Genomic DNA, 18,899 nt, shown 5'->3' on the forward strand with positions numbered 1-18,899 from the left:
CGGCGCACCCACCCCTCACACGCCCCCGGATCCCACGGTGAACCGCCGGAAAACACCCGTGACGCCGGCGCAACGGCACGGCAATCTCCTGCCGCCAGGATCGGTCCATGACGGCGTCGAAACCTCCTCGCGACGAGTCCCAGACCCGCCCCGGCGGCCGACCGCTCCGCGGCGTCCACCTCGACAGTACGGCGCAGCTCATGAACCGGATCACCAGCCAGCTCGGCAGCCAGCTCAGCCTCGTCTCCCGCAACGGCGTCCGCCGCCCGGCGCCCCCCGCGCTCGTCATGGTGGCCCACGGCAGCCGCGACCCGCGGGCCCTCGCGACCGTCCAGGCGCTGGCCGAGCGGATCCGCGAGCTGCGCCCCCACCTGGCGGTGCGCCTCGGCCACATCGAGCTGAACGAGCCGCTGCTGCCCGACACCCTCGCGTCCGTGGACACGGGCGAGGCCGTCCTCGTACCGCTGCTCCTGAGCCGCGGCTACCACGTCAAGCAGGACATCCCCGAGGCCGCGGCCGCCGTCCCCGAGCTGGCCACCCGCGTCGCCGCGCCGCTCGGCCCGCACCCGCTGCTCGTCGAGACGCTGTACGCACGGCTCGTCGAGGCGGGGTGGCGGACGAGCGAGGCCACCCGCCGCACCGGCGGTGTCGTGCTCGCCGCGGCCGGCTCCCGCGACCCCGACGCGGCCGTCGACACCCGCCGCACCGCCCGGCTGCTGGCCGAGCGGCTCGGCGTCCCGGTGCTCCCCGCGTACGCCTCCGCCGCCACCCCCACCGTGCCCGCCGCGGTACGCGCCCTCGCCGCCCGGGGCCGCCACCGGGTCGCCGTCGCCTCCTACTTCACCGCGCCCGGCCGCTTCGCCACCGAGTGCGCCGCGGCCGCACCCTGGATCGCCGCCGCCCCGCTCGGCGCCCACCCGGCGATGGCCCGCCTCGTCCTGCACCGCTACGACCAGGCCGTCGCCACCCCCGGTTCGGCGTCCGAGCGCACCCTGGCCTCGGCCTGATCCGACGGCCGCACCTCCCGCGCGGCCGCCCGCCGCGTCCCGATCGTCAGCGCCTGCGTCTACTGTCGGGGCATGGAAGGCACCGCATCGAAGACCTCGCCCGGGACGACCTCGTCCGAGACCGGCGGCATCCCCCGCCGGGCCCCCGAAGCCCACACCGGCCGCGGGGAGTACGACGAGCGGGCCGTCGAGCGGTTCGCGGTCGAGCCCGACAAGCGTCCCGGCCGCACCGCCTTCCAGCGCGACCGCGCCCGCGTGCTGCACTCCGCGGCGCTGCGCCGGCTCGCGGGCAAGACCCAGGTCGTCACGCCCGGCACCCGTACCCATGCCTGGGACGCCAGCCCCCGCACCCGGCTGACGCACTCCCTGGAATGCGCCCAGGTCGGCCGCGAGCTGGGCGCCGCCCTGGGCTGCGACCCCGACCTGGTCGAGGCGGCCTGCCTCTCGCACGACCTGGGCCACCCGCCCTTCGGGCACAACGGCGAACAGGCGCTGAACGAGTTCGCGGAGGACTGCGGCGGTTTCGAGGGCAACGCGCAGTCGCTGCGGCTGCTCACCCGGATCGAGCCGAAGCGCTTCGTCCGCAGCGAGCACAGCGGCGAGCTGGTCAGCGTCGGTCTCAACCTCACCCGCGCCGCCCTGGACGCCGCCACCAAGTACCCCTGGTCCCGCGGCGGCCACCCGACCGACCCCGAGTCCGCCAAGTTCGGGGTCTACGAGGACGACCGGCCGGTCTTCGACTGGGTCCGCAAGGGCGCCCCCGGCACCCGGACCTGCTTCGAGGCCCAGGTCATGGACTGGTCGGACGACGTGGCGTACTCGGTGCACGACGTCGAGGACGGGCTGCACGCCGGCCACCTCGACCCCAACTGCCTGCACGCCGAACCGGAACGGGAGGCGGTGTTCGCCGTCGCCGTCGGGCGGTACGTGCCCGCCGGCACCGACCCCGCCGAGCTCGCCGCGGCCCTCGACCGCCTCCTGGACCAGGAGTGGTGGCCGCACGGGTACGACGGCTCGGCCGTCGCCCAGGCCAGGCTGAAGGACGCCACCAGCCAGCTCATCGGCCGGTTCTGCCTCGCCGCCGAGGCCGCCACGCGCGCGGCGTACGGCTCCGGCCGGCTCACCCGGTACGCGGCCGAGCTCGTGGTCCCCCGCGAGACGCGCCTGGAGTGCGCCGTCCTCAAGGCCGTCGCCGACCGGTACGTCATGCAGCGCGCCGAGCAGGAGCTGCTCCGCGCCGACCAGCGGGTGGTCGTCGCCGAACTGGCGGAGGCGCTCACCGCCCGCGCCCCCGACGGCCTGGAACCGCAGTTCCGCGCCCAGTTCGACGAGGCCCCGGACGACCGGGCCCGCAAGCGGGTGATCGTCGACCAGATCGCTTCGCTCACGGACGCCTCGGCACGCTCCCTGCACCACAGGCTCACCACCCGCCCCGGCGGCAGCGGCATGGGGTGACCCTGCGTGGCCTGATCGGGCCACTCCCTCTTCCCGCACCACGCCGCGTGCGGGACGCTCGCATGTGGCGACATCCTTACGAGGAGGCATCAAGTGGTCGACGCGGATCAGACATTCGTCATCGTCGGAGGAGGTCTGGCCGGCGCGAAGGCGGCCGAGACGCTCCGCGCGGAGGGGTTCACCGGCCGGGTGATACTGATCTGTGACGAGCGCGACCACCCCTACGAGCGGCCGCCCCTGTCCAAGGGCTACCTGCTCGGCAAGGAGGAGCGCGACAGCGTCTTCGTCCACGAGCCCGGCTGGTACGCGCAGAACGACATCGAGCTGCACCTCGGCCAGACCGTCGACGCCATCGACCGGATCGCGAAAACGGTCCGCTTCGGCGACGACGGCACGCTCGTGCACTACGACAAGCTGCTGATCGCCACCGGCGCGGAGCCGCGCCGGCTGGACATCCCGGGGACCGATCTGGCGGGCGTCCACCACCTGCGCCGCCTCGCCCACGCCGAGCGCCTCAGGGGCGTCCTGGCCGCTCTCGGCCGCGACAACGGGCACATCGTCATCGCGGGCGCCGGCTGGATCGGTCTGGAGGTCGCGGCGGCAGCCCGCGAGTACGGCGCCGAGGTCACCGTCGTCGAACCCGAGCCGACCCCGCTGCACGGCGTCCTCGGCCCCGAGCTGGGCCAGCTCTTCGCCGAGCTGCACCGCGAGCACGGCGTCCGCTTCCACTTCGGCGCCCGGCTCACCGAGATCGTCGGACAGGACGGCATGGTGCTCGCCGCCCGCACCGACGACGGCGAGGAGCACCCCGCGCACGACGTGCTCGCCGCGATCGGGGCCGCCCCCCGCACCGGCCTCGCCGAGCTGGCCGGCCTCACCCTGGCCGACCGCGCGCACGGCGGCGGCATCGCGGTCGACGAGCGGTTGCGCACCTCCGACCCCGACATCTACGCGGCCGGCGACGTGGCCTCCTTCCACCACACGCTCTTCGACGCCCGGCTGCGCGTCGAGCACTGGGCCAACGCCCTCAACGGCGGACCCGCCGCCGCCCACGCGATGCTGGGCCGCGACACGGCGTACGACCGGGTGCCCTACTTCTTCTCCGACCAGTACGACGTCGGGCTGGAGTACTCCGGCTGGGCGCCGCCGGGGACGTACGACCAGGTGGTGATCCGCGGCGACGCGGGCAAGCGGCAGTTCGTGGCCTTCTGGGTGAAGGACGAGCGGGTACTGGCCGGGATGAACGTGAACGTGTGGGATGTCACGGATCCGATCCAGTCACTGATCCGATCCCGGGCCCGGGTGGACACCGAGGCGCTCGCCGACCCGCACGTCCCCCTGGAGAGCCTCGTACCGTGACCTGCCGCGGCTCCCGGCTGTCACACCGTCCCCGTAGAATTCACGCGTGGCAGGACGGATCAACGACGAGGACGTGAAGGCTGTTCGGGACGCGGTCTCGATCGACGCCGTGGTGTCCGAGTACCTCCAGCTGCGCAACGCGGGCGGCGGCAACCTGAAGGGCCTCTGCCCGTTCCACGACGAGAAGTCACCGTCCTTCCAGGTCAGCCCCAGCAAGGGGCTCTTCCACTGCTTCGGCTGCCAGGAAGGCGGCGACACCATCACGTTCGTGATGAAGGTCGACCACCTCACCTTCTCGGAGGCCGTCGAGCGCCTGGCCGGCCAGGCGGGCATCACCCTGCGGTACGAGGAGGGCGGGTACAACCCCTCCCACCAGCGGGGCGAGCGCATCCGCCTGGTCGAGGCGCACAAGGCGGCCGCCCAGTTCTACGTCGAGCAGCTCGACACCGCCCCCGAGGCGGACGCCGGCCGGAAGTTCCTCGCCGAGCGCGGCTTCGACCAGGCCGCCGCCGAGCACTTCGGCGTCGGCTACAGCCCCCAGGGCTGGGACCACCTCACCCGCCATCTGCGCGGCAAGGGGTTCAGCGACAAGGAGCTCGTCCTCTCCGGTCTCTCCCAGGACGGCCGCCGCGGCCCCATCGACCGCTTCCGCGGCCGGCTGATGTGGCCCATCCGCGACATCGGCGGCGACGTCGTCGGCTTCGGCGCCCGCAAGCTCTACGAGTCCGACAACGGCCCGAAGTACCTGAACACGCCCGACACCGCCATCTACCGCAAGTCGCAGGTCCTCTACGGCATCGACCTCGCCAAGAAGGAGATCGCCAAGACCAGCCGCGCGGTCGTGGTCGAGGGCTACACGGACGTCATGGCCTGCCACCTGGCCGGCATCACCACCGCCATCGCCACCTGCGGCACCGCCTTCGGCACCGACCACATCAAGATCCTCCGCCGCCTCCTGATGGACAACGGCTCCGCCCGCGTGATCTTCACCTTCGACGGCGACGCCGCGGGCCAGAAGGCGGCCCTGCGCGCCTTCGAGGACGACCAGAAGTTCGCCGCAGAGACGTACATCGCGGTCGCCCCCGACGGCATGGACCCCTGCGACCTGCGGCTCGCCAAGGGGGACGAGGCGGTCGCCGACCTCGTCGAACCCCGCACGCCGCTGTTCGAGTTCGCCCTCCGCCAGATCGTCCTGCGCTACGACCTGGAGACCCCCGCCGGCCGCGCCGCCGCCCTGGACGAGGCGGCACCCGTCGTCGCCCGGATCAAGAACAGCGGCGCCCAGCACGAGGTCGCAGTCCAGCTCGCGGGCATGCTCGGCATCCTGGACACCCAGTTCGTCGTCAAGCGGGTCGCCCAGCTGGCCCGTTGGGCCCGGGACCGCGGCGGCAAGGGCCCGGCCCCCCAGCAGCAGCGCCCCCAGCAGACCTACGCCCCGCAGGCGGCGGCCGGCGGACCCGCCCTCACCCTCCGCAACCCGGTGTTCGCCACCGAACGGGAGCTCCTGAAACTCGCCCTCCAGCGGCCCGAGTTGGTCTCCCCGGCCTTCGACGCCTACGGCGTCGACGAGTTCACCGCCCCGCCCTACGCGGCGGTCCGCCAGGCGATCATGGACGCGGGCGGCGCGGAGTACGGCGTCCAGGACCCGCAGGAGTACCTGGTCCGGGTCCGCGACGCCGCCCCGGACGACACGGTGCGCGCCATGGTCACGGAGCTGGCCGTGGAGGCCATCATGCGCAGGACCGTGGACGAGGCCTACGCGGGCGACCAGCTCGTCATGGTCCGCAGGCGGGCCGTGGACCGGCGCATCCAGCAGGTCCAGGGCTCGCTGGCGCGGGCGAGCGCCCAGGGCGACCCGGCCCGGCTGGCCGCGGTGCAGAACGAGTTGTGGGTGCTCCAGCAGTACGGGCAGGCGCTGCGCGAACGGGGCGCCGCGGCGCTCTGACCTCCTGGGCCGCGCGCCCGACGGCCCGGCGCTCCGGCGCACTCCGGCACCACCATCCGGCACGTACGACTTTCAACCTGTTTCGGACCCGCCGGGCTGCGCACTCGTGCAGCAGGGTAACCATGCGGTCACGGACCGGACGCAAAAAGTCACCGCACGCCCCTCGTGGCGGTGATGTGTCGTACTCCACACTGGGTTCCGGTGCCTGAGTCCTCGGAGCGCGGCAGACCCGTACGCGACGGGTCCCCCATCCCCGCGGTTCCGCCAAACGACTACGGGATGGACAGCGGCGAGGCCGTCGACCCCATCCCCGACGTACCGCTGCCGCATGCCTCAGCAGCGACATTCCTGGAGGTCGCCCCCGTGCAGACCCAGACCCTCACACAGACCGACGACACCTCGGTCACGGACGCGGAGAGCGGCGGCACCGCGGCGGTCCCCCCGCAGAGCCGTGCCGCGCACCACCCCGAGACGCAGCCGGCCGGCCCGCCCGAAGCGGACGACCCGGCCGCCGACGCCGTCGAGGTGCCCGAGGCCGGGGCACCCGGGATCGAGACCGTCGACTCCGAGTCCGAGCCCGTCCCGCCACCCCGCAGCAGCCGCGCCGACACCAGCGGCCCGTCCTCGGACCTGTTCCGCCAGTACCTGCGCGAGATCGGCCGCATCCCCCTGCTCACCGCGGCCGAGGAGGTCGAGCTGGCCCGCCGGGTCGAGGCCGGCCTCTTCGCCGAGGAGAAGCTGCGGCTCGCCTGCGATCTGGACAGCCAGCTCGCCCTCGACCTGGACAGGCTGGTCGTCATGGGCCGGATGGCCAAGCGCCGCCTCATCGAGGCGAACCTGCGGCTCGTCGTCTCCGTCGCCAAGAGGTACGTGGGCCGCGGGCTCACCATGCTCGACCTGGTCCAGGAGGGGAACCTCGGCCTGATCCGGGCCGTCGAGAAGTTCGACTACGCCCGCGGCTACAAGTTCTCGACGTACGCGACCTGGTGGATCCGGCAGGCCATGTCGCGGGCGCTGGCCGATCAGGCCCGCACGATCCGGGTGCCCGTGCACGTGGTCGAGCTGATCAACCGGGTCGTCCGGGTCCAGCGGCGCATGCTCCAGGAGCGGGGCTACGAGCCGACTCCCGAGGAGGTGGCCGCCCACCTCGACCTCCCCGGCGAGCGGGTCAGCGAAGTCCTGCGGCTCGCCCAGGAACCGGTCTCCCTGCACGCCCCGGTGGGCGAGGAGGACGACGTCGCCCTCGGCGACCTCATCGAGGACGGCGACGCGGCGTCCCCGGTGGAGTCCGCCGCGTTCCTGCTGCTGCGCGAGCACCTGGAGGCGGTGCTGTCCACGCTCGGTGAGCGGGAACGCAAGGTCGTGCAGCTGCGGTACGGGCTGGCCGACGGGCGACCGCGCACGCTCGAGGAGATAGGCCGCATCTTCGGCGTCACGCGGGAGCGCATCCGCCAGATCGAGTCCAAGACGCTCAACAAGCTGCGGGACCACGCCTTCGCGGACCAGCTGCGCGGTTATCTGGACTGACGCGGAACCGGTCCCGCGGCGCGGTCGGGGGCCGGGAATCAGGCCCCCGACCGCGCCGCGGGAGGTGTGCGGGTCAGTCGACCTCGGCGACCGCCTGGGCGAACTGCGCCTGGTAGAGCCGCGCGTAGGCGCCGCCCGCGGAGAGCAGCTCCGTGTGCGCCCCCTGCTCGACGATGGACCCGTTCTCCATCACCAGGATGGTGTCCGCGTCCCGGATCGTGGAGAGCCGGTGCGCGATCACGAACGACGTCCGCCCGTGCGCGAGCTTCGCCATCGCCTTCTGGATGAGGACCTCGGTCCGGGTGTCCACGGAGCTCGTCGCCTCGTCCAGGACGAGGATCACGGGATCGGAGAGGAACGCCCGGGCGATCGTGATGAGCTGCTTCTCGCCCGCGCTCACCCCGGAGCCCTCGTCGTCGATGACGGTGTCGTACCCGTCGGGCAGCGTACGGACGAAGCGGTCGGCGTGGGCCGCCCGTGCCGCCTCCTCGATCTCCCCGCGCGTGACGTCCCGCGCGGCGCCGTACGCGATGTTCTCCGCGATCGTCCCGCCGAACAGCCAGGTGTCCTGGAGCACCATGCCGATCCCGGCCCGGAGCTCGTCCCGGGACATCCTCGCGATGTCGACCCCGTCGAGCGTGATCCGCCCGCCGGTGACCTCGTAGAACCGCATCAGGAGGTTCACGAGCGTGGTCTTGCCCGCTCCCGTCGGCCCGACGATCGCGACCGTGTGACCGGGCTCGACCTTCAGCGACAGGTCCTCGATGAGCGGCTTGTCCGGGTCGTAGCGGAAGGACACGTTCTCCAGCGCCACGCGACCGCGCACCTCCGCGGGCCGCTCGGCGGGCAGCGGGTCGGCGCCCTGCTCCTCCGCGTCGAGGAGCTCGAAGATCCGCTCGGCGGACGCCACCCCGGACTGCACCAGGTTCGCCATCGACGCGACCTGCGTCAGCGGCATCGAGAACTGCCGCGAGTACTGGATGAACGCCTGCACGTCGCCGATGGACAGCGACCCCGACGCGACCCGCAGGCCGCCGACGACCGCCACCAGGACGTAGTTCAGGTTCGACACGAACATCATCAGCGGCTGCATGATCCCGCTGTTGAACTGTGCCTTGAACCCGGCCTCGTACAGCTTCTCGTTCTCCTCGGCGAACTGCGCCGCCGACTCCTCCTGCCGCCCGAACACCTTCACCAGGGTGTGCCCGGTGTACATCTCCTCGATGTGTGCGTTGAGCTTGCCGGTCGTGCGCCACTGCTGCACGAAGTGCGGCTGCGAGCGCTTGCCGACGCGGGTGGCCACGAAGAACGACAGCGGAACGGTGACCAGCGCGACCAGCGCCAGCAGCGGAGACACCCAGAACATCATCGCCAGCACGCCGACGATGGTCAGCAGCGAGTTGATGAGCTGGCCCATCGACTGCTGCAGCGTCTGCCCGATGTTGTCGATGTCGTTGGTGGCCCGGCTGAGCACCTCACCGCGCTGCCGCTGGTCGAAGTACGACAGCGGCAGCCGCGACAGCTTCGCCTGCACGTCCTCGCGCAGCCGGTACACGGTCTTGTTGACGGCCCGGTTCACCAGCCGCGTGGCCACCGCCATCAGCAGTCCGGCCAGCACGAACACCACGAGCGCGAGCCCCAGCACCCGGGCGACCGCGTCGAAGTCGATGCCCTGGCCCGGCGTGAAATCCGTCCCCGAGAGCATGTCGGCCATGCCGCCGTCGCCGCGCTCGCGCATGGACGCCAGCACCTCGGCCTTGGTGGCGCCCGCGGGCAGCTCCCGTCCGACGATGCCGGCGAAGACCAGGTCGGTGGCCCGGCCGAGGATCTTCGGCCCGACCACCGAGAGGCCCACGCTCAGCACGACCGCGACGAGCATCGCGTACATCGTGCCGCGTTCCGGCCTGAAATGACCGAGGAGCCGTTTCCCGGACCCCTTGAAATCCATCGAGCGCTGATCGGGGCCGCCCCCGGCCATCATCCGCCCCATCGGCCCGGCCATCAGGCAGCCTCCGCTTCCGTGAGCTGGGAGAGCACGATCTCCCGGTAGGTGTCGTTGGACGCCATGAGCTCGTGGTGCCGGCCCGTGCCCACGACCCGGCCCTCGTCGAGGACGACGATCCGGTCGGCGTCCCGGATGGTCGACACCCGCTGGGCGACGATCACCACCGTCGCCTCCGCCGTCTCCTCGGCCAGGGCCGCCCGCAGTGCGGCGTCCGTCGCGTAGTCGAGCGCCGAGAAGGAGTCGTCGAAGAGGTAGATCTCCGGGCGCTGGACCAGCGTCCGCGCGATGGCGAGGCGCTGCCGCTGGCCACCGGAGACGTTCGTGCCGCCCTGCGCGACAGGGGAGTCCAGCCCGTTCTCCAGTCCCTCCACGAAGCCCTTGGCCTGCGCCACCTCCAGCGCGTGCCACAGCTCCGCGTCCGTCGCGTCCGGATTGCCGTACCGCAGGTTCGAGGCGACGGTGCCCGCGAACAGGTAAGGCTTCTGCGGTACGAGCCCGACGGTCCGCGCGAGCAGCCTCGGGTCGAGGGTCCGCACGTCCGCGCCGTCGACGAGGACGTGCCCCTCGGTGGCGTCGAACAGCCGGGGCACGAGCCCGAGCAGCGTGGACTTGCCGCTGCCGGTGGACCCGATCACGGCGGTCACCTCGCCCGGCCTGGCCACCACGTCGATCGACCGGAGGACCGGCTCCTCGGCGCCCGGGTAGCGGAACCCGGCGCCGCGGATCTCCAGGTGCCCGTGCCGCCGCAGCTCCAGGACCGGAGCCTTCGGCGGTACGACGCTGCTGTCCGTCTCCAGGACGTCCTGGATGCGCTCGGCGCAGACCTCGGCGCGCGGCACCATCATGAACATGAAGGTGGCCATCATCACGGACATCACGATCTGCATCAGGTACGCGAGGAACGCCGTGAGGTCGCCGATCTGCATGCCGCCGCTGTCGATGCGGTGCGCCCCGAACCAGACCACGGCGATCGAGGACAGGTTCACCACGGTCATCACGATCGGGAACATCAGGGCCAGCAGCCGTCCGGTGCCCAGCGACACCTCGGTCAGATCGGCGTTGGCCTGGCGGAAGCGGTCCTTCTCGTAGCCGTCCCGGACGAAGGCGCGGATCACGCGGTTGCCGGTGATCTGCTCCCGCAGCACCCGGTTCACCGTGTCCAGACGCACCTGCATGGCACGGAACAGCGGACGCAGCCGCCGCACGATGAGCGTCACGCAGACGCCGAGCACCGGCACCACCGCCACCAGCACGCCGGACAGCGGCACGTCGAGGGTGAGGGCGAGGACGATGCCGCCCACGCACATGATCGGCGCCGAGGCCATCAGGGTGAACGTCATCAGGGTGAGCATCTGCACCTGCTGGACGTCATTGGTGGTGCGGGTGATCAGCGACGGCGCACCGAAGTGGCCGACCTCGCGCGCGGAGAACGACTGCACCCGGTCGAAGACGGCGGCCCGGATGTCCCGGCCGACCGCCGAGGAGGTCCGGGCGCCGAAGTACACGGCGCCGATGTTGCAGACGACCTGGGCCAGCGAGATCCCGATCATCAGCGCGCCGAAGGAGAGGATGTAGCCCGTGTCGCCCTTCACGACACCGTTGTCGATGATGTCCGCGTTGAGGGTGGGGAGGTAGAGCGTGGCGCAGGTCTGCAGGAACTGCAGCAGCACCAGCAGAGCGATGGGCTTGCGGTACGGACCGAGGTGGGTCCGTAGGAGTCGTATGAGCACGCGGGGTCTCTCGGAGTCGTCGTCGACAGGGATGGGGTGATGCACCACCCCCTATCGTCGGGCACTCCACCCGCGTTACCTCAACCGATTGACCCAAGAGCGGTCCAAGGTCGGACGAAATCTCCGTCCGGACCCCGCCGGCCCCGGTCTTGGGCCCTACGCCCGGCCGGCTCGCGCTACACCCGGAACGCCCCCGGATGCGTCTGTTCCCGTACCGACACGTACTGCTGGCGTACGGCCTGTCCCACGGCCAGCTCCTCGCCGGGCTCCAGCACCTGCGCCACGGCACCCTGCCAGACAGGGGGCAGCCGGGGGTCGAGGGTGCCCTGCGAGGCTCCGAGGGCCCAGGCCGCCTGCCGGGCCGCGCCGAGCGCCGCGTAGTCGGCCGGCTGCGGCACCACGACCTGTGCGCCGAACAGCGAGGGGGCCGCGGCCTGCACGGCCGGCAGCTCGGCGGCCGCGCCCAGCAGGAACACCCGCTGCACGTCGACCCCCCGTCCGCGCAGCACGTCCAGCGCGTCCGCGAGTCCGCACAGCATGCCCTCGAAGGCGGCCCGCGCCAGGTGCTCGGGCTTCATCGACTCCCGCCGCAGGCCGGCCAGCGTCCCCGCCGTGTACGGCAGACTCGGCGTCCGCTCGCCCTCCAGGTACGGCAGCAGGACCAGGCCGTGCGCGCCGGGCGTCGACTTCATCGCGAGGTCGGACAGGCTCTCCAGGTCCGGCAGGCCGAGGAGTTCGGCCGCGCCGCGCAGCGCCCGTACGGCATTGAGCGTGGTGACGACCGGCAGATGCATGCCGGTGGCGTCCGCGAGCGAGGTGATCATCCCGGAGGAGTCGACCAGCGCCTCGGGGTGCACGGCCATCACGGAACCGGAGGCGCCCAGCGACACCACCGCGTCCCCGAGCCCGATCCCCAGCCCGAAGGCCGCGGCCATGGTCTCGCCGGTCCCCGCGGAGATCAGCAGTCCCTCCGGCGTGGTGCCCGCGGCGTCCGAAGGCCCGAGCACCTCGGGCAGCAGGGCCTGGTGCCCGAGCGCCAGCTCGACGAGGTCGGGCCGGTAGGAGCCGGTCGCCGCGGACCAGTAGCCGGTTCCCGAGGCGCCGCCCCGGTCCGTGGTCCGTCGTGCCGGCCGACCGAGGAGCTGCCAGACGAGCCAGTCGTGGGCCTGCAGCAGGGCACCGGTGCGCAGTGCGGCCTCCGGCTCCGACCTGGTCAGCCAGCGCAGCTTGGTCACCGGCTGCGCCGCCTGGGGCACGCACCCGACGGCCTGCGCCCACGCCTCGCGCCCGCCGAGCGCGTCGATCAGGTCCGCCGCCGCGACCTGGGCCCGCTTGTCGCCGCCGACGAGTGCCGGGCGCACCGTGTTGCCCTGCGCGTCCAGGGGGACGAGCCCGTTCTGCTGCGCGGAGACGCCGATGGCCTGGACGCCTTCGAGCAGTCCGCCGCCCGCGGCCTCGCCCAGGGACAGCAGCCAGGCCTGCGGGTCGACGTCGGAGGGCCGGCCGCCGCCTTCCGCGCTCTCGACCGGGTGCGGGGCATACCCCTGCCTGAGTACGGCACCCGTGTCCGTGTCGCAGACGACGATACGAGTGAAATCGGGCGAACTGTCCAACCCGGCGACTATCCCCATGACGGAAATTCTGCCGTACGCAGGGGGGTGGCCGCGCCGGGCCCGCACCGGCGGGATGTCCGCCCGCACGACCGACCGCCGGCGGACAGGTGTCCGCCGGCGGTCGCTCGGTCTGTGACCTCAGGTGTTCGTGGTGCCCCAGTCGTCCTCACCGGGGCCGGCGTTCCGCTCCCGCAGGGACCGCACGCGGTCCGCCACGGAGTCGGGCATGCGGTCGCCCACCTTCTCGCTGACCGCGTGGTACGCCTTGCCCGCGAAGTGCCGCCCCTGCTGGGCGGCGCTCTCGGCGGTGTTGCGCACCGCCGGGTTCTGCGCCACCTGACGGGCGCTCTTCCTCAACTGCTCGTAGCGCTCACGACCGGCCCTCGTGCCCAGCACGTAACCCAGAGCCAGTCCGGTGATGAACATGAGCCGGTAGCGCATGGCAGCCACCCTTTCCTTGCGTCGGCATCGGTCGCGGAGGAGTACCGATTGGCGGAGCACCCCCCTGCTTGCGCTAATGTATGTGTCGCAGCGAACGCGCGCCCCCTGGCGAATACCCAGGTAGGTGCGTTCGATGCAACGAGACATTCCCCTGTAGCTCAATTGGCAGAGCAGCCGGCTGTTAACCGGCAGGTTACTGGTTCGAGTCCAGTCGGGGGAGCTCGGTCTCCTGTAGCTCAATTGGCAGAGCAGCCGGCTGTTAACCGGCAGGTTACTGGTTCGAGTCCAGTCGGGAGAGCAGTGGAAGAGGACCCCTCAGGGGTCCTTTTTCATGTCCGGGGGAACCGCGCGCACCGCGCCGCAGTCCTCAAGGTCATGCGAAGCCGACCATCCGAAGCAGGAGATCGTATGAGCGGCTATGCTGCGGCAGACGGCGCGCACACATGTGCGCGACGCGCCGTAATGGGGCGGTAGCTCAGCCGGTTAGAGCAGCGGACTCATAATCCGTCGGCCGTGGGTTCGAGTCCCACCCGCCCCACCAAGGCGTCTTCCCGCAGGAACGTTTCGTCTCGCGAAGGTCCGTCAGCCCCTCGTCGTCCGAGGGGCTTTCGTCGTTCCCGGGCCCGGTGGCCCGTCCTCAGCGGCCCAGGACCGCGCCGCCGTTGACGTGGAGCAACTGCCCCGTCATGTTGGCCGCCTCCGGTGAGCTGACGTACTTGATCGCCGCGGCGATCTCCGCCGGCCGCCCCGGGCGGCCGGTCAGGGACTGGGCGACGCGGGCCGCGACGAACTCGGGGGTCGCGCGGTCGCCGAAGAACTCCGTGTCGCCGACGAAGCCCGGCGCGACCGCGTTCGCGGTGATGCCCTCGGGGCCGAGACGCTGGGCGAGGTCGTACGTGTAGGTGTTGACCCAGCCCTTGGAGCCGCCGTAGGACCCCGGGCCGCGCAGGGAGGCGACGGAGGAGAGCTGCACGATGCGGCCGCCGGGACGCCGGATGTGGGGCAGGAGCGCCTCGGTGAGCAGGACGGCGGTCAGCACGTTGGCGTCGAAGTTGCGGCGGTAGCTGTCGGCGATGGAGGCGAGCGTGCCGTCGTGCGACGGGGCCGCGTTGCCGCCCGCGTTCGCGACGATCACGTCGAGGGGCGTCTCGTCCTCGGCGATGAAGGCGGTCGCGGCGGCCACCTGCGCAGGGTCGGAGAGGTCGGCCGCGTACCAGGTCGCCGTGGCGGCGCCGTGGCAGTCGTTGAGCCGCTCGGCGGCCTTGCGCAGCACGTCCTCCCGGCGCCCGAGCAGCACCACCCGGTCCCCGTCCGCGGCGAACGCCTCCGCCGTCGCCAGGCCGATCCCGGTACCTCCGCCGGATACCACCACACGTCGCTGGATCATGGCCATCGGTCCTCGCCCTCGCTCTCGCGCGCTTCGTCCCTGGATGTGAATGGGAATCACATGCACGTACGGTGCGTGACGCTACGGAGTGGGTGATGCCCCGTCAAGGGTCGCGCCGGGCGGGCCGCGGGACGGTCGCCCCACACGGTCCGCGGTTCCGGACCGCGAGAGGGGCGGCGCTCCCGTTCGGCGGGAGGTGTCACGGGGAGGCGCAGAGGCCGAGAGAGTACTGGTACCCCCGCGCATTCGGCGCGACGATACGGGTCACACCTTTTCTCACCGGGGGGCGGGCGATGGGGGACGGGACTCCCGTACCGAGCACCACCTTGAGCGCGAGTGATCTGCCCCAGTTGTTCCACGCGAGTGATCAACAGGCGCTGAGCCGGCAGAGTGAATCGTTTCTCGCCGTGCGCGCCCAGCTGGTCGTCCTGCTGCTCGCCACGCTTGCCGCCACCCTGGCGGAACACGTCGACGACCACGCCGTCGCCGCCGTCGCCGCGGTCCTCTACGCGCTCACCATCGTCATCGGCGTCCACGCCGCCCGGCGGCGGGCGCGGGCCCACTGGCAGGCGCACCGGGCGGTCGCCGAGACCGTGAAGTCGCTCGCCTGGCAGTACATGGTGCACGGCGGCCCCTTCCACTCCCGGCTCGTGGACGCCGACGGGATGTTCACCGAGCGGCTGGACGACCGGCTGCGGGAGCTGCGCAAGGTGGGCTGGGAGGACGACCGTTCCGGACTCGGTCCCGGCCAGATCACCCCCGCCATGCGGGCGGTGCGGGCCAAACCCTTCGAGGTGCGCCGCGACTTCTATCTGCGCGAGCGGGTCCTGGAGCAGCTCGTCTGGTACGGCAACCGGGCCGCCCAGGCCCGCCGGGCGGCGGCGCGCTGGTCCACGGTCACCGCCGTACTGACCCTGCTGGCGCTGCTGGCGGCCGTGCTGAGGGCGATGGGCGCGCTGGGCGACTGGGACCTGACCGGTGTGCTGAGCGCCGCGGCGGCGGGCGGCGTGGCCTGGCAGGAGGTCCGGCGGCACCGGCCGCTGACCTACGCGCACTCGCTCGTGGAGCAGGACCTGGAGACCGCGCGGATCGGCATGGCGACCACCGTCACCGAGGACGGCTGGGCCGAGGCGGTGGCGGAGGCCGAGCGGCTGGTGAGCCCGCAGCACACCGACTGGCTGGTGCGCTTCGGGAGTTGACCGGGCCGGGGCACCGGCCCGACGGCGCTCAGGTGCGGGGAGTCGACCCGCATGGACACGGGCCCGGCGGCGCTCACGCGCGTCAGTGGCGCACGACCCCCGGCCGCCACAGCACCCGCACGGGCACGCCCATGCGGCGCGCGTACTCCACCACGTCGGCCGTGCCGCCGAGGCCCCTCGCCGGGCGGCCGTCCCAGACGGCGACCAGGCGGTCCGCGTGGTCGACGATCCAGCGGCCCGCCGCGTAGTAGGCCTCCTCGTGGGTCGGCTCCAGCGGCAGCCGGACCCGGGAGGCACAGCACTTCAGCAGGCGCCGGTAGGCGGCCCGTACCTCGTCGCCGCCGAGATGGGCCTCGTAGTCCATGCCGGGGATCACGGCGGTGACCGGGATGCCGTGCTCCAGGGCGATCTCCGCGAAGAGCTGGTCGGCGCCGTCCGCGAGACTGCTGAGCGCCTCCGACCCGCCGCAGCCCCGGAGTTCGGCTCCGATGCCGGAGCGGACGGACGGCAGTGCGGCGGCGGGAATCCCTCGGTGCCCGGTGACGCCGATCCTGGTCACGAGAACCACCTTCGCAGTCGAGGCCGTCCCGTCCACACTAGCGGCGGAGAACCGGCCGGGCGACGGGCGTTCGAGGCGCACGGGCAGCTCACAGGGGCCATTGCCACGTCACCGTCGTGCCCGGGGTCTCCCCCTCCGTCGCCCCGTCGTCGTACACGGTCAGGCGCACGCCGGGCCGGCCGTCCGCCAGTACCGCGGTCGCGTCGACCGCCACCTCCACCCGGGAGACGCCGGCGCGCCGGGCCGCGGCGGCCAGCGCCTTGCGCAGCGCGGTGAGCAGGTGAGCGGCGACGGACTCGGAAACATGGCTCTCCACCGCCCCGGTGAAACGGGCGGACGGCTGGAAACCGAGGATCGCGGCGGCCCCGCCGGTCTCCCGCAGCACCTTGCCGCGGAAAGTGGTGGGAGCGTCGGCGGGAGGCTGCTGCAGCGCGAAGATCGCCGTACGGACCTCCTGGATGGTGGACTGCAGCTCGTCCACGGCCCTGCCGAGGGTGTCGTGCACGTCGTCGCCCGCGGTGCGCCGCTGGGTCGACTCCAGCATCATGCCCGTCGCGAACAGCCGCTGCACGACCAGGTCGTGGAGGTCGCGCGCGATCCGGTCGCGGTCCTCCAGGACCGCGAGCCGCTCCCGGCGCTGCTGGGCGTCGGCGAGGACGAGGGCCACCGCGGCCTGGGAGGCGAACTGGGTGGCGAGCAGCCGCTCCACCGACGTGTACGGGCGGCCGCCGCGGTGCCGGGGCAGGGCGAGGGTGCCGATGAGCCGGCCGGCGGTCTGCAGGGGGAGCAGCATGCTGGGGCCGAACCGGTGCCGCACGTGGGTCGTCATCCGGGCGTCGGTCGCCGAGTCCTCGACGAACACCGGCTGTCCGCCCAGGAGGTGTTCCAGGACCGGGCTGCCCGGCTCGATGACGGTGCCGACGATGTCCCCGGGGTCGTCGAGCGTGGAGGCGGTGACGATCTCCATGCCGCCCTCCTCGGTGGGCTGCAGGATGACCCCGGCGGAGGCGTCGGCGAGGATCCGGGCCCGTTCGGCGACCGTCATCAGGGCGTCGGCCGCGGGCTCGCCGGTCAGCAGGGCGTTGGTGACGGCCGCCGCGCCCTCGATCCAGCGTTCGCGCTGCCGGGCCGTCTCGTACAGCCGGGCGTTGCCGATCGCGATGCCGGCCTGGGTGGCCAGGACGCGCAGCAGCTGTTCGTCCTCGTCCGAGAAGGGGCCCCCGGGCTTGTCGACCAGGTAGAGGTTGCCGAACACCTCGTCGTCGACGCGGATGGAGACCCCCAGGAAGTCGTCCGTGCGCCCGACCGGGCTGCGGTCGCTCGCGGACGGGCCCCCGGTACGGATCTCCATCAGCCCGTCGTGCTTCGGGTCGACCGTGGCGAGAGCCGCGCACCGGGCTCCGGTCAGCTCGGCGGCGCCCTCGACGAGGTGCTGGAGCGTGGCCCGCAGCTCCAGGTCGGTCCCCACGCTCAGGACCGCCCCCAGGAGGGAGGGGAGGCGGTGGACGGGGTCGGTCATGGCCGGCGGGTCAGCCGGCCAGCGGGTCCAGCACGAGTGGCTCGATCTTGCCCTCCAGCATGGAGCCGAGGCCCTGGACGGCGCACACGTCCGGCCGCTCCGCGATGTGCACCGGCATGCCCGTCGCCTGCCGCAGCATCTGGTCGAGACCGGGGAGCAGGGCGCTGCCGCCGACCATCATGATGCCGCGGTCGGCGAGGTCGGCCACGAGGTCCGGCGGGCAGTCCCGCAGCACCTTGCCGATGCCGTCGAGCACGGCGGTGAGCGGGGTCTGGATCGCGTCGCGCACGGCGGCGGTGTCGACCTGCACGGACCGGGCGAGCCCGGTGGCGACGTCCCGGCCGTGGATCTCGGTGACGGCGGGCCCGTGCGGGGTGAGCCCGTTCCCGGAGAGCGCGAGCTGCAGCGGCCGTACGGACTGGCTGGGCAGCATCAGTTCGTGCTGGTGGCGCAGGTGCTGCACGATCGCGTGGTCGACGGCCTCGCCGCCCACCGGAATGCGTTCGGCGGTGACGATCGAGCCGAGGGAGAGTACGGCGACCTGGGTGGCGGCGGCCCCGCAGACCATGACCATGGTGGCCTCGGGCTGCTCCACGGGGAGCCCGCAGCCGACGGCGGCGGCGATGAGGGTGTCGACCAGCTCGACGCGCCGCGCCCCCAGCCCGACCAGGGTCTCGATGGTCGCGCGCTGGGCCAGCGGATCGGCGTCGTGCGGGGTGCAGGCGGCGGCCCGCAGCCGCGGCTTGCGGCGCAGGGCGCGGCGGACCTTGTCGCCGAGCAGCTGGCGCAGCATGCGCTGGGCCATCTCGATGTCGACGACCGTGCCGCCGGACACCGGCCGGACGACCCGGATGTAGTGAGGAGTACGGCCCGTCATCTTCTCCGCGAACTCGCCGACCGCGATCAGGGCGCCGGTCTTCGTGTTGATGGCGGCGGCGCTCGGCTGGTCGACGACGAGACCGGCCCCCTTCACGTACACACGGGTCCGGGCAGCCCCCAGGTCGACGGCGAAATGACAGCGGCGCAACTGATCCAGACTGCCGGTCATGGCGGTTCCTCCCGAGAGCACAGACCGTGGGGCCCCGCCGGGCGGCGGTCCTCACTGGCATCGTGCGGGACCTGACGGGTCGTCGCCTGCTGGGGTGGGCCGGGC

Annotated in this window: 14 protein-coding genes and 3 tRNA genes; 9 read left to right on the forward strand and 8 right to left on the reverse strand. The window is 72.6% G+C overall.

What is annotated here, in order from left to right; translation table 11 throughout:
- Positions 1–107: 107 nt before the first annotated feature.
- From ACZ4NT_RS01470 to ACZ4NT_RS01490, 5 genes are all read left to right on the forward strand, one after another.
- Positions 108–1,007, forward strand: a complete 900-nt coding sequence (locus ACZ4NT_RS01470; protein ID WP_121403184.1) for a sirohydrochlorin chelatase — start codon at positions 108–110, stop codon at positions 1,005–1,007.
- 72 nt (positions 1,008–1,079) lie between these two features.
- Entirely contained in the window at positions 1,080–2,462 is a 1,383-nt protein-coding gene (locus ACZ4NT_RS01475) for a deoxyguanosinetriphosphate triphosphohydrolase (RefSeq protein ID WP_121403185.1), read from the forward strand.
- Between the two features lie 93 nt (positions 2,463–2,555).
- The gene (locus ACZ4NT_RS01480) at positions 2,556–3,821 is read left to right on the forward strand and encodes an FAD-dependent oxidoreductase (protein ID WP_121403186.1); all 1,266 of its coding nucleotides are present in this window, start codon (positions 2,556–2,558) and stop codon (positions 3,819–3,821) included.
- A 46-nt stretch (positions 3,822–3,867) separates the two neighbouring features.
- On the forward strand, positions 3,868–5,766 hold the full coding sequence (gene dnaG, locus ACZ4NT_RS01485) for a DNA primase (RefSeq protein WP_121403187.1): 1,899 nt from the start codon (positions 3,868–3,870) through the stop codon (positions 5,764–5,766).
- Positions 5,767–5,967: 201 nt separating this feature from the next.
- Positions 5,968–7,293, forward strand: coding sequence for a sigma-70 family RNA polymerase sigma factor (locus ACZ4NT_RS01490; RefSeq protein WP_121403188.1), 1,326 nt, complete (start codon positions 5,968–5,970; stop codon positions 7,291–7,293).
- A 73-nt stretch (positions 7,294–7,366) separates the two neighbouring features.
- On the opposite strand, the gene ACZ4NT_RS01495 is transcribed toward ACZ4NT_RS01490, so the two are convergent.
- From ACZ4NT_RS01495 to ACZ4NT_RS01510, 4 genes are all read right to left on the reverse strand, one after another.
- Positions 7,367–9,295, reverse strand: coding sequence for an ABC transporter ATP-binding protein (locus tag ACZ4NT_RS01495; protein WP_121403189.1), 1,929 nt, complete (start codon positions 9,293–9,295; stop codon positions 7,367–7,369).
- Positions 9,295–11,028, reverse strand: coding sequence for an ABC transporter ATP-binding protein (locus tag ACZ4NT_RS01500; protein ID WP_467722629.1), 1,734 nt, complete (start codon positions 11,026–11,028; stop codon positions 9,295–9,297). Before ACZ4NT_RS01500 ends, ACZ4NT_RS01495 begins: the two co-directional genes overlap by 1 nt.
- A 176-nt stretch (positions 11,029–11,204) precedes the next feature.
- Complete coding sequence (locus ACZ4NT_RS01505) at positions 11,205–12,659, reverse strand: FGGY family carbohydrate kinase (protein WP_467722631.1); 1,455 nt, start codon at positions 12,657–12,659, stop codon at positions 11,205–11,207.
- A gap of 120 nt (positions 12,660–12,779) precedes the next feature.
- Positions 12,780–13,091, reverse strand: coding sequence for a YtxH domain-containing protein (locus ACZ4NT_RS01510; RefSeq protein WP_147464357.1), 312 nt, complete (start codon positions 13,089–13,091; stop codon positions 12,780–12,782).
- 138 nt (positions 13,092–13,229) lie between these two features.
- Between ACZ4NT_RS01510 and ACZ4NT_RS01515 the strand changes: the two genes are divergently transcribed.
- From ACZ4NT_RS01515 to ACZ4NT_RS01525, 3 genes are all read left to right on the forward strand, one after another.
- Positions 13,230–13,302, forward strand: a tRNA-Asn gene (locus ACZ4NT_RS01515).
- A 5-nt stretch (positions 13,303–13,307) separates the two neighbouring features.
- Positions 13,308–13,380 (forward strand) — tRNA-Asn (locus ACZ4NT_RS01520).
- 166 nt (positions 13,381–13,546) lie between these two features.
- Positions 13,547–13,623, forward strand: a tRNA-Ile gene (locus ACZ4NT_RS01525).
- 96 nt (positions 13,624–13,719) lie between these two features.
- Here the strand turns inward: ACZ4NT_RS01525 and ACZ4NT_RS01530 are convergent.
- On the reverse strand, positions 13,720–14,469 hold the full coding sequence (locus ACZ4NT_RS01530) for an SDR family oxidoreductase (RefSeq protein ID WP_121404750.1): 750 nt from the start codon (positions 14,467–14,469) through the stop codon (positions 13,720–13,722).
- Positions 14,470–14,762: 293 nt separating this feature from the next.
- Between ACZ4NT_RS01530 and ACZ4NT_RS01535 the strand changes: the two genes are divergently transcribed.
- The gene (locus tag ACZ4NT_RS01535; protein ID WP_121403192.1) at positions 14,763–15,668 is read left to right on the forward strand and encodes a DUF4231 domain-containing protein; all 906 of its coding nucleotides are present in this window, start codon (positions 14,763–14,765) and stop codon (positions 15,666–15,668) included.
- Between the two features lie 82 nt (positions 15,669–15,750).
- Here ACZ4NT_RS01535 and ACZ4NT_RS01540 read toward each other — a convergent pair whose 3' ends face one another.
- The 3 genes from ACZ4NT_RS01540 to ACZ4NT_RS01550 form a co-directional block, all read right to left on the reverse strand.
- Complete coding sequence (locus ACZ4NT_RS01540; RefSeq protein WP_121403193.1) at positions 15,751–16,227, reverse strand: hypothetical protein; 477 nt, start codon at positions 16,225–16,227, stop codon at positions 15,751–15,753.
- A gap of 88 nt (positions 16,228–16,315) precedes the next feature.
- Positions 16,316–17,746: a GAF domain-containing protein gene (locus ACZ4NT_RS01545; protein ID WP_121403194.1), complete on the reverse strand. Its 1,431-nt coding sequence runs from the start codon at positions 17,744–17,746 to the stop codon at positions 16,316–16,318.
- Between the two features lie 10 nt (positions 17,747–17,756).
- Positions 17,757–18,794 (reverse strand): rod shape-determining protein, encoded by a 1,038-nt coding sequence (locus ACZ4NT_RS01550; protein ID WP_121403195.1) that lies wholly within the window; start codon positions 18,792–18,794, stop codon positions 17,757–17,759.
- Between the last annotated feature and the right edge of the window lie 105 nt (positions 18,795–18,899).

This window comes from Streptomyces sp. NPDC026417 (genome assembly GCF_055567695.1).

Excerpts from the sequence above, each read along its gene's own strand:
- ACZ4NT_RS01470 (WP_121403184.1), top strand. The coding sequence starts at position 108 with ATGACGGCGTCGAAACCTCCTCGCGACGAGTCCCAGACCCGCCCCGGC.
- ACZ4NT_RS01475 (WP_121403185.1), top strand. The coding sequence starts at position 1,080 with ATGGAAGGCACCGCATCGAAGACCTCGCCCGGGACGACCTCGTCCGAG.
- ACZ4NT_RS01495 (WP_121403189.1), bottom strand. The coding sequence starts at position 9,295 with ATGGCCGGGCCGATGGGGCGGATGATGGCCGGGGGCGGCCCCGATCAG.
- ACZ4NT_RS01505 (WP_467722631.1), bottom strand. The coding sequence starts at position 12,659 with ATGGGGATAGTCGCCGGGTTGGACAGTTCGCCCGATTTCACTCGTATC.
- ACZ4NT_RS01530 (WP_121404750.1), bottom strand. The coding sequence starts at position 14,469 with ATGATCCAGCGACGTGTGGTGGTATCCGGCGGAGGTACCGGGATCGGC.
- ACZ4NT_RS01535 (WP_121403192.1), top strand. The coding sequence starts at position 14,763 with ATGGGGGACGGGACTCCCGTACCGAGCACCACCTTGAGCGCGAGTGAT.
- ACZ4NT_RS01545 (WP_121403194.1), bottom strand. The coding sequence starts at position 17,746 with ATGACCGACCCCGTCCACCGCCTCCCCTCCCTCCTGGGGGCGGTCCTG.
- ACZ4NT_RS01550 (WP_121403195.1), bottom strand. The coding sequence starts at position 18,794 with ATGACCGGCAGTCTGGATCAGTTGCGCCGCTGTCATTTCGCCGTCGAC.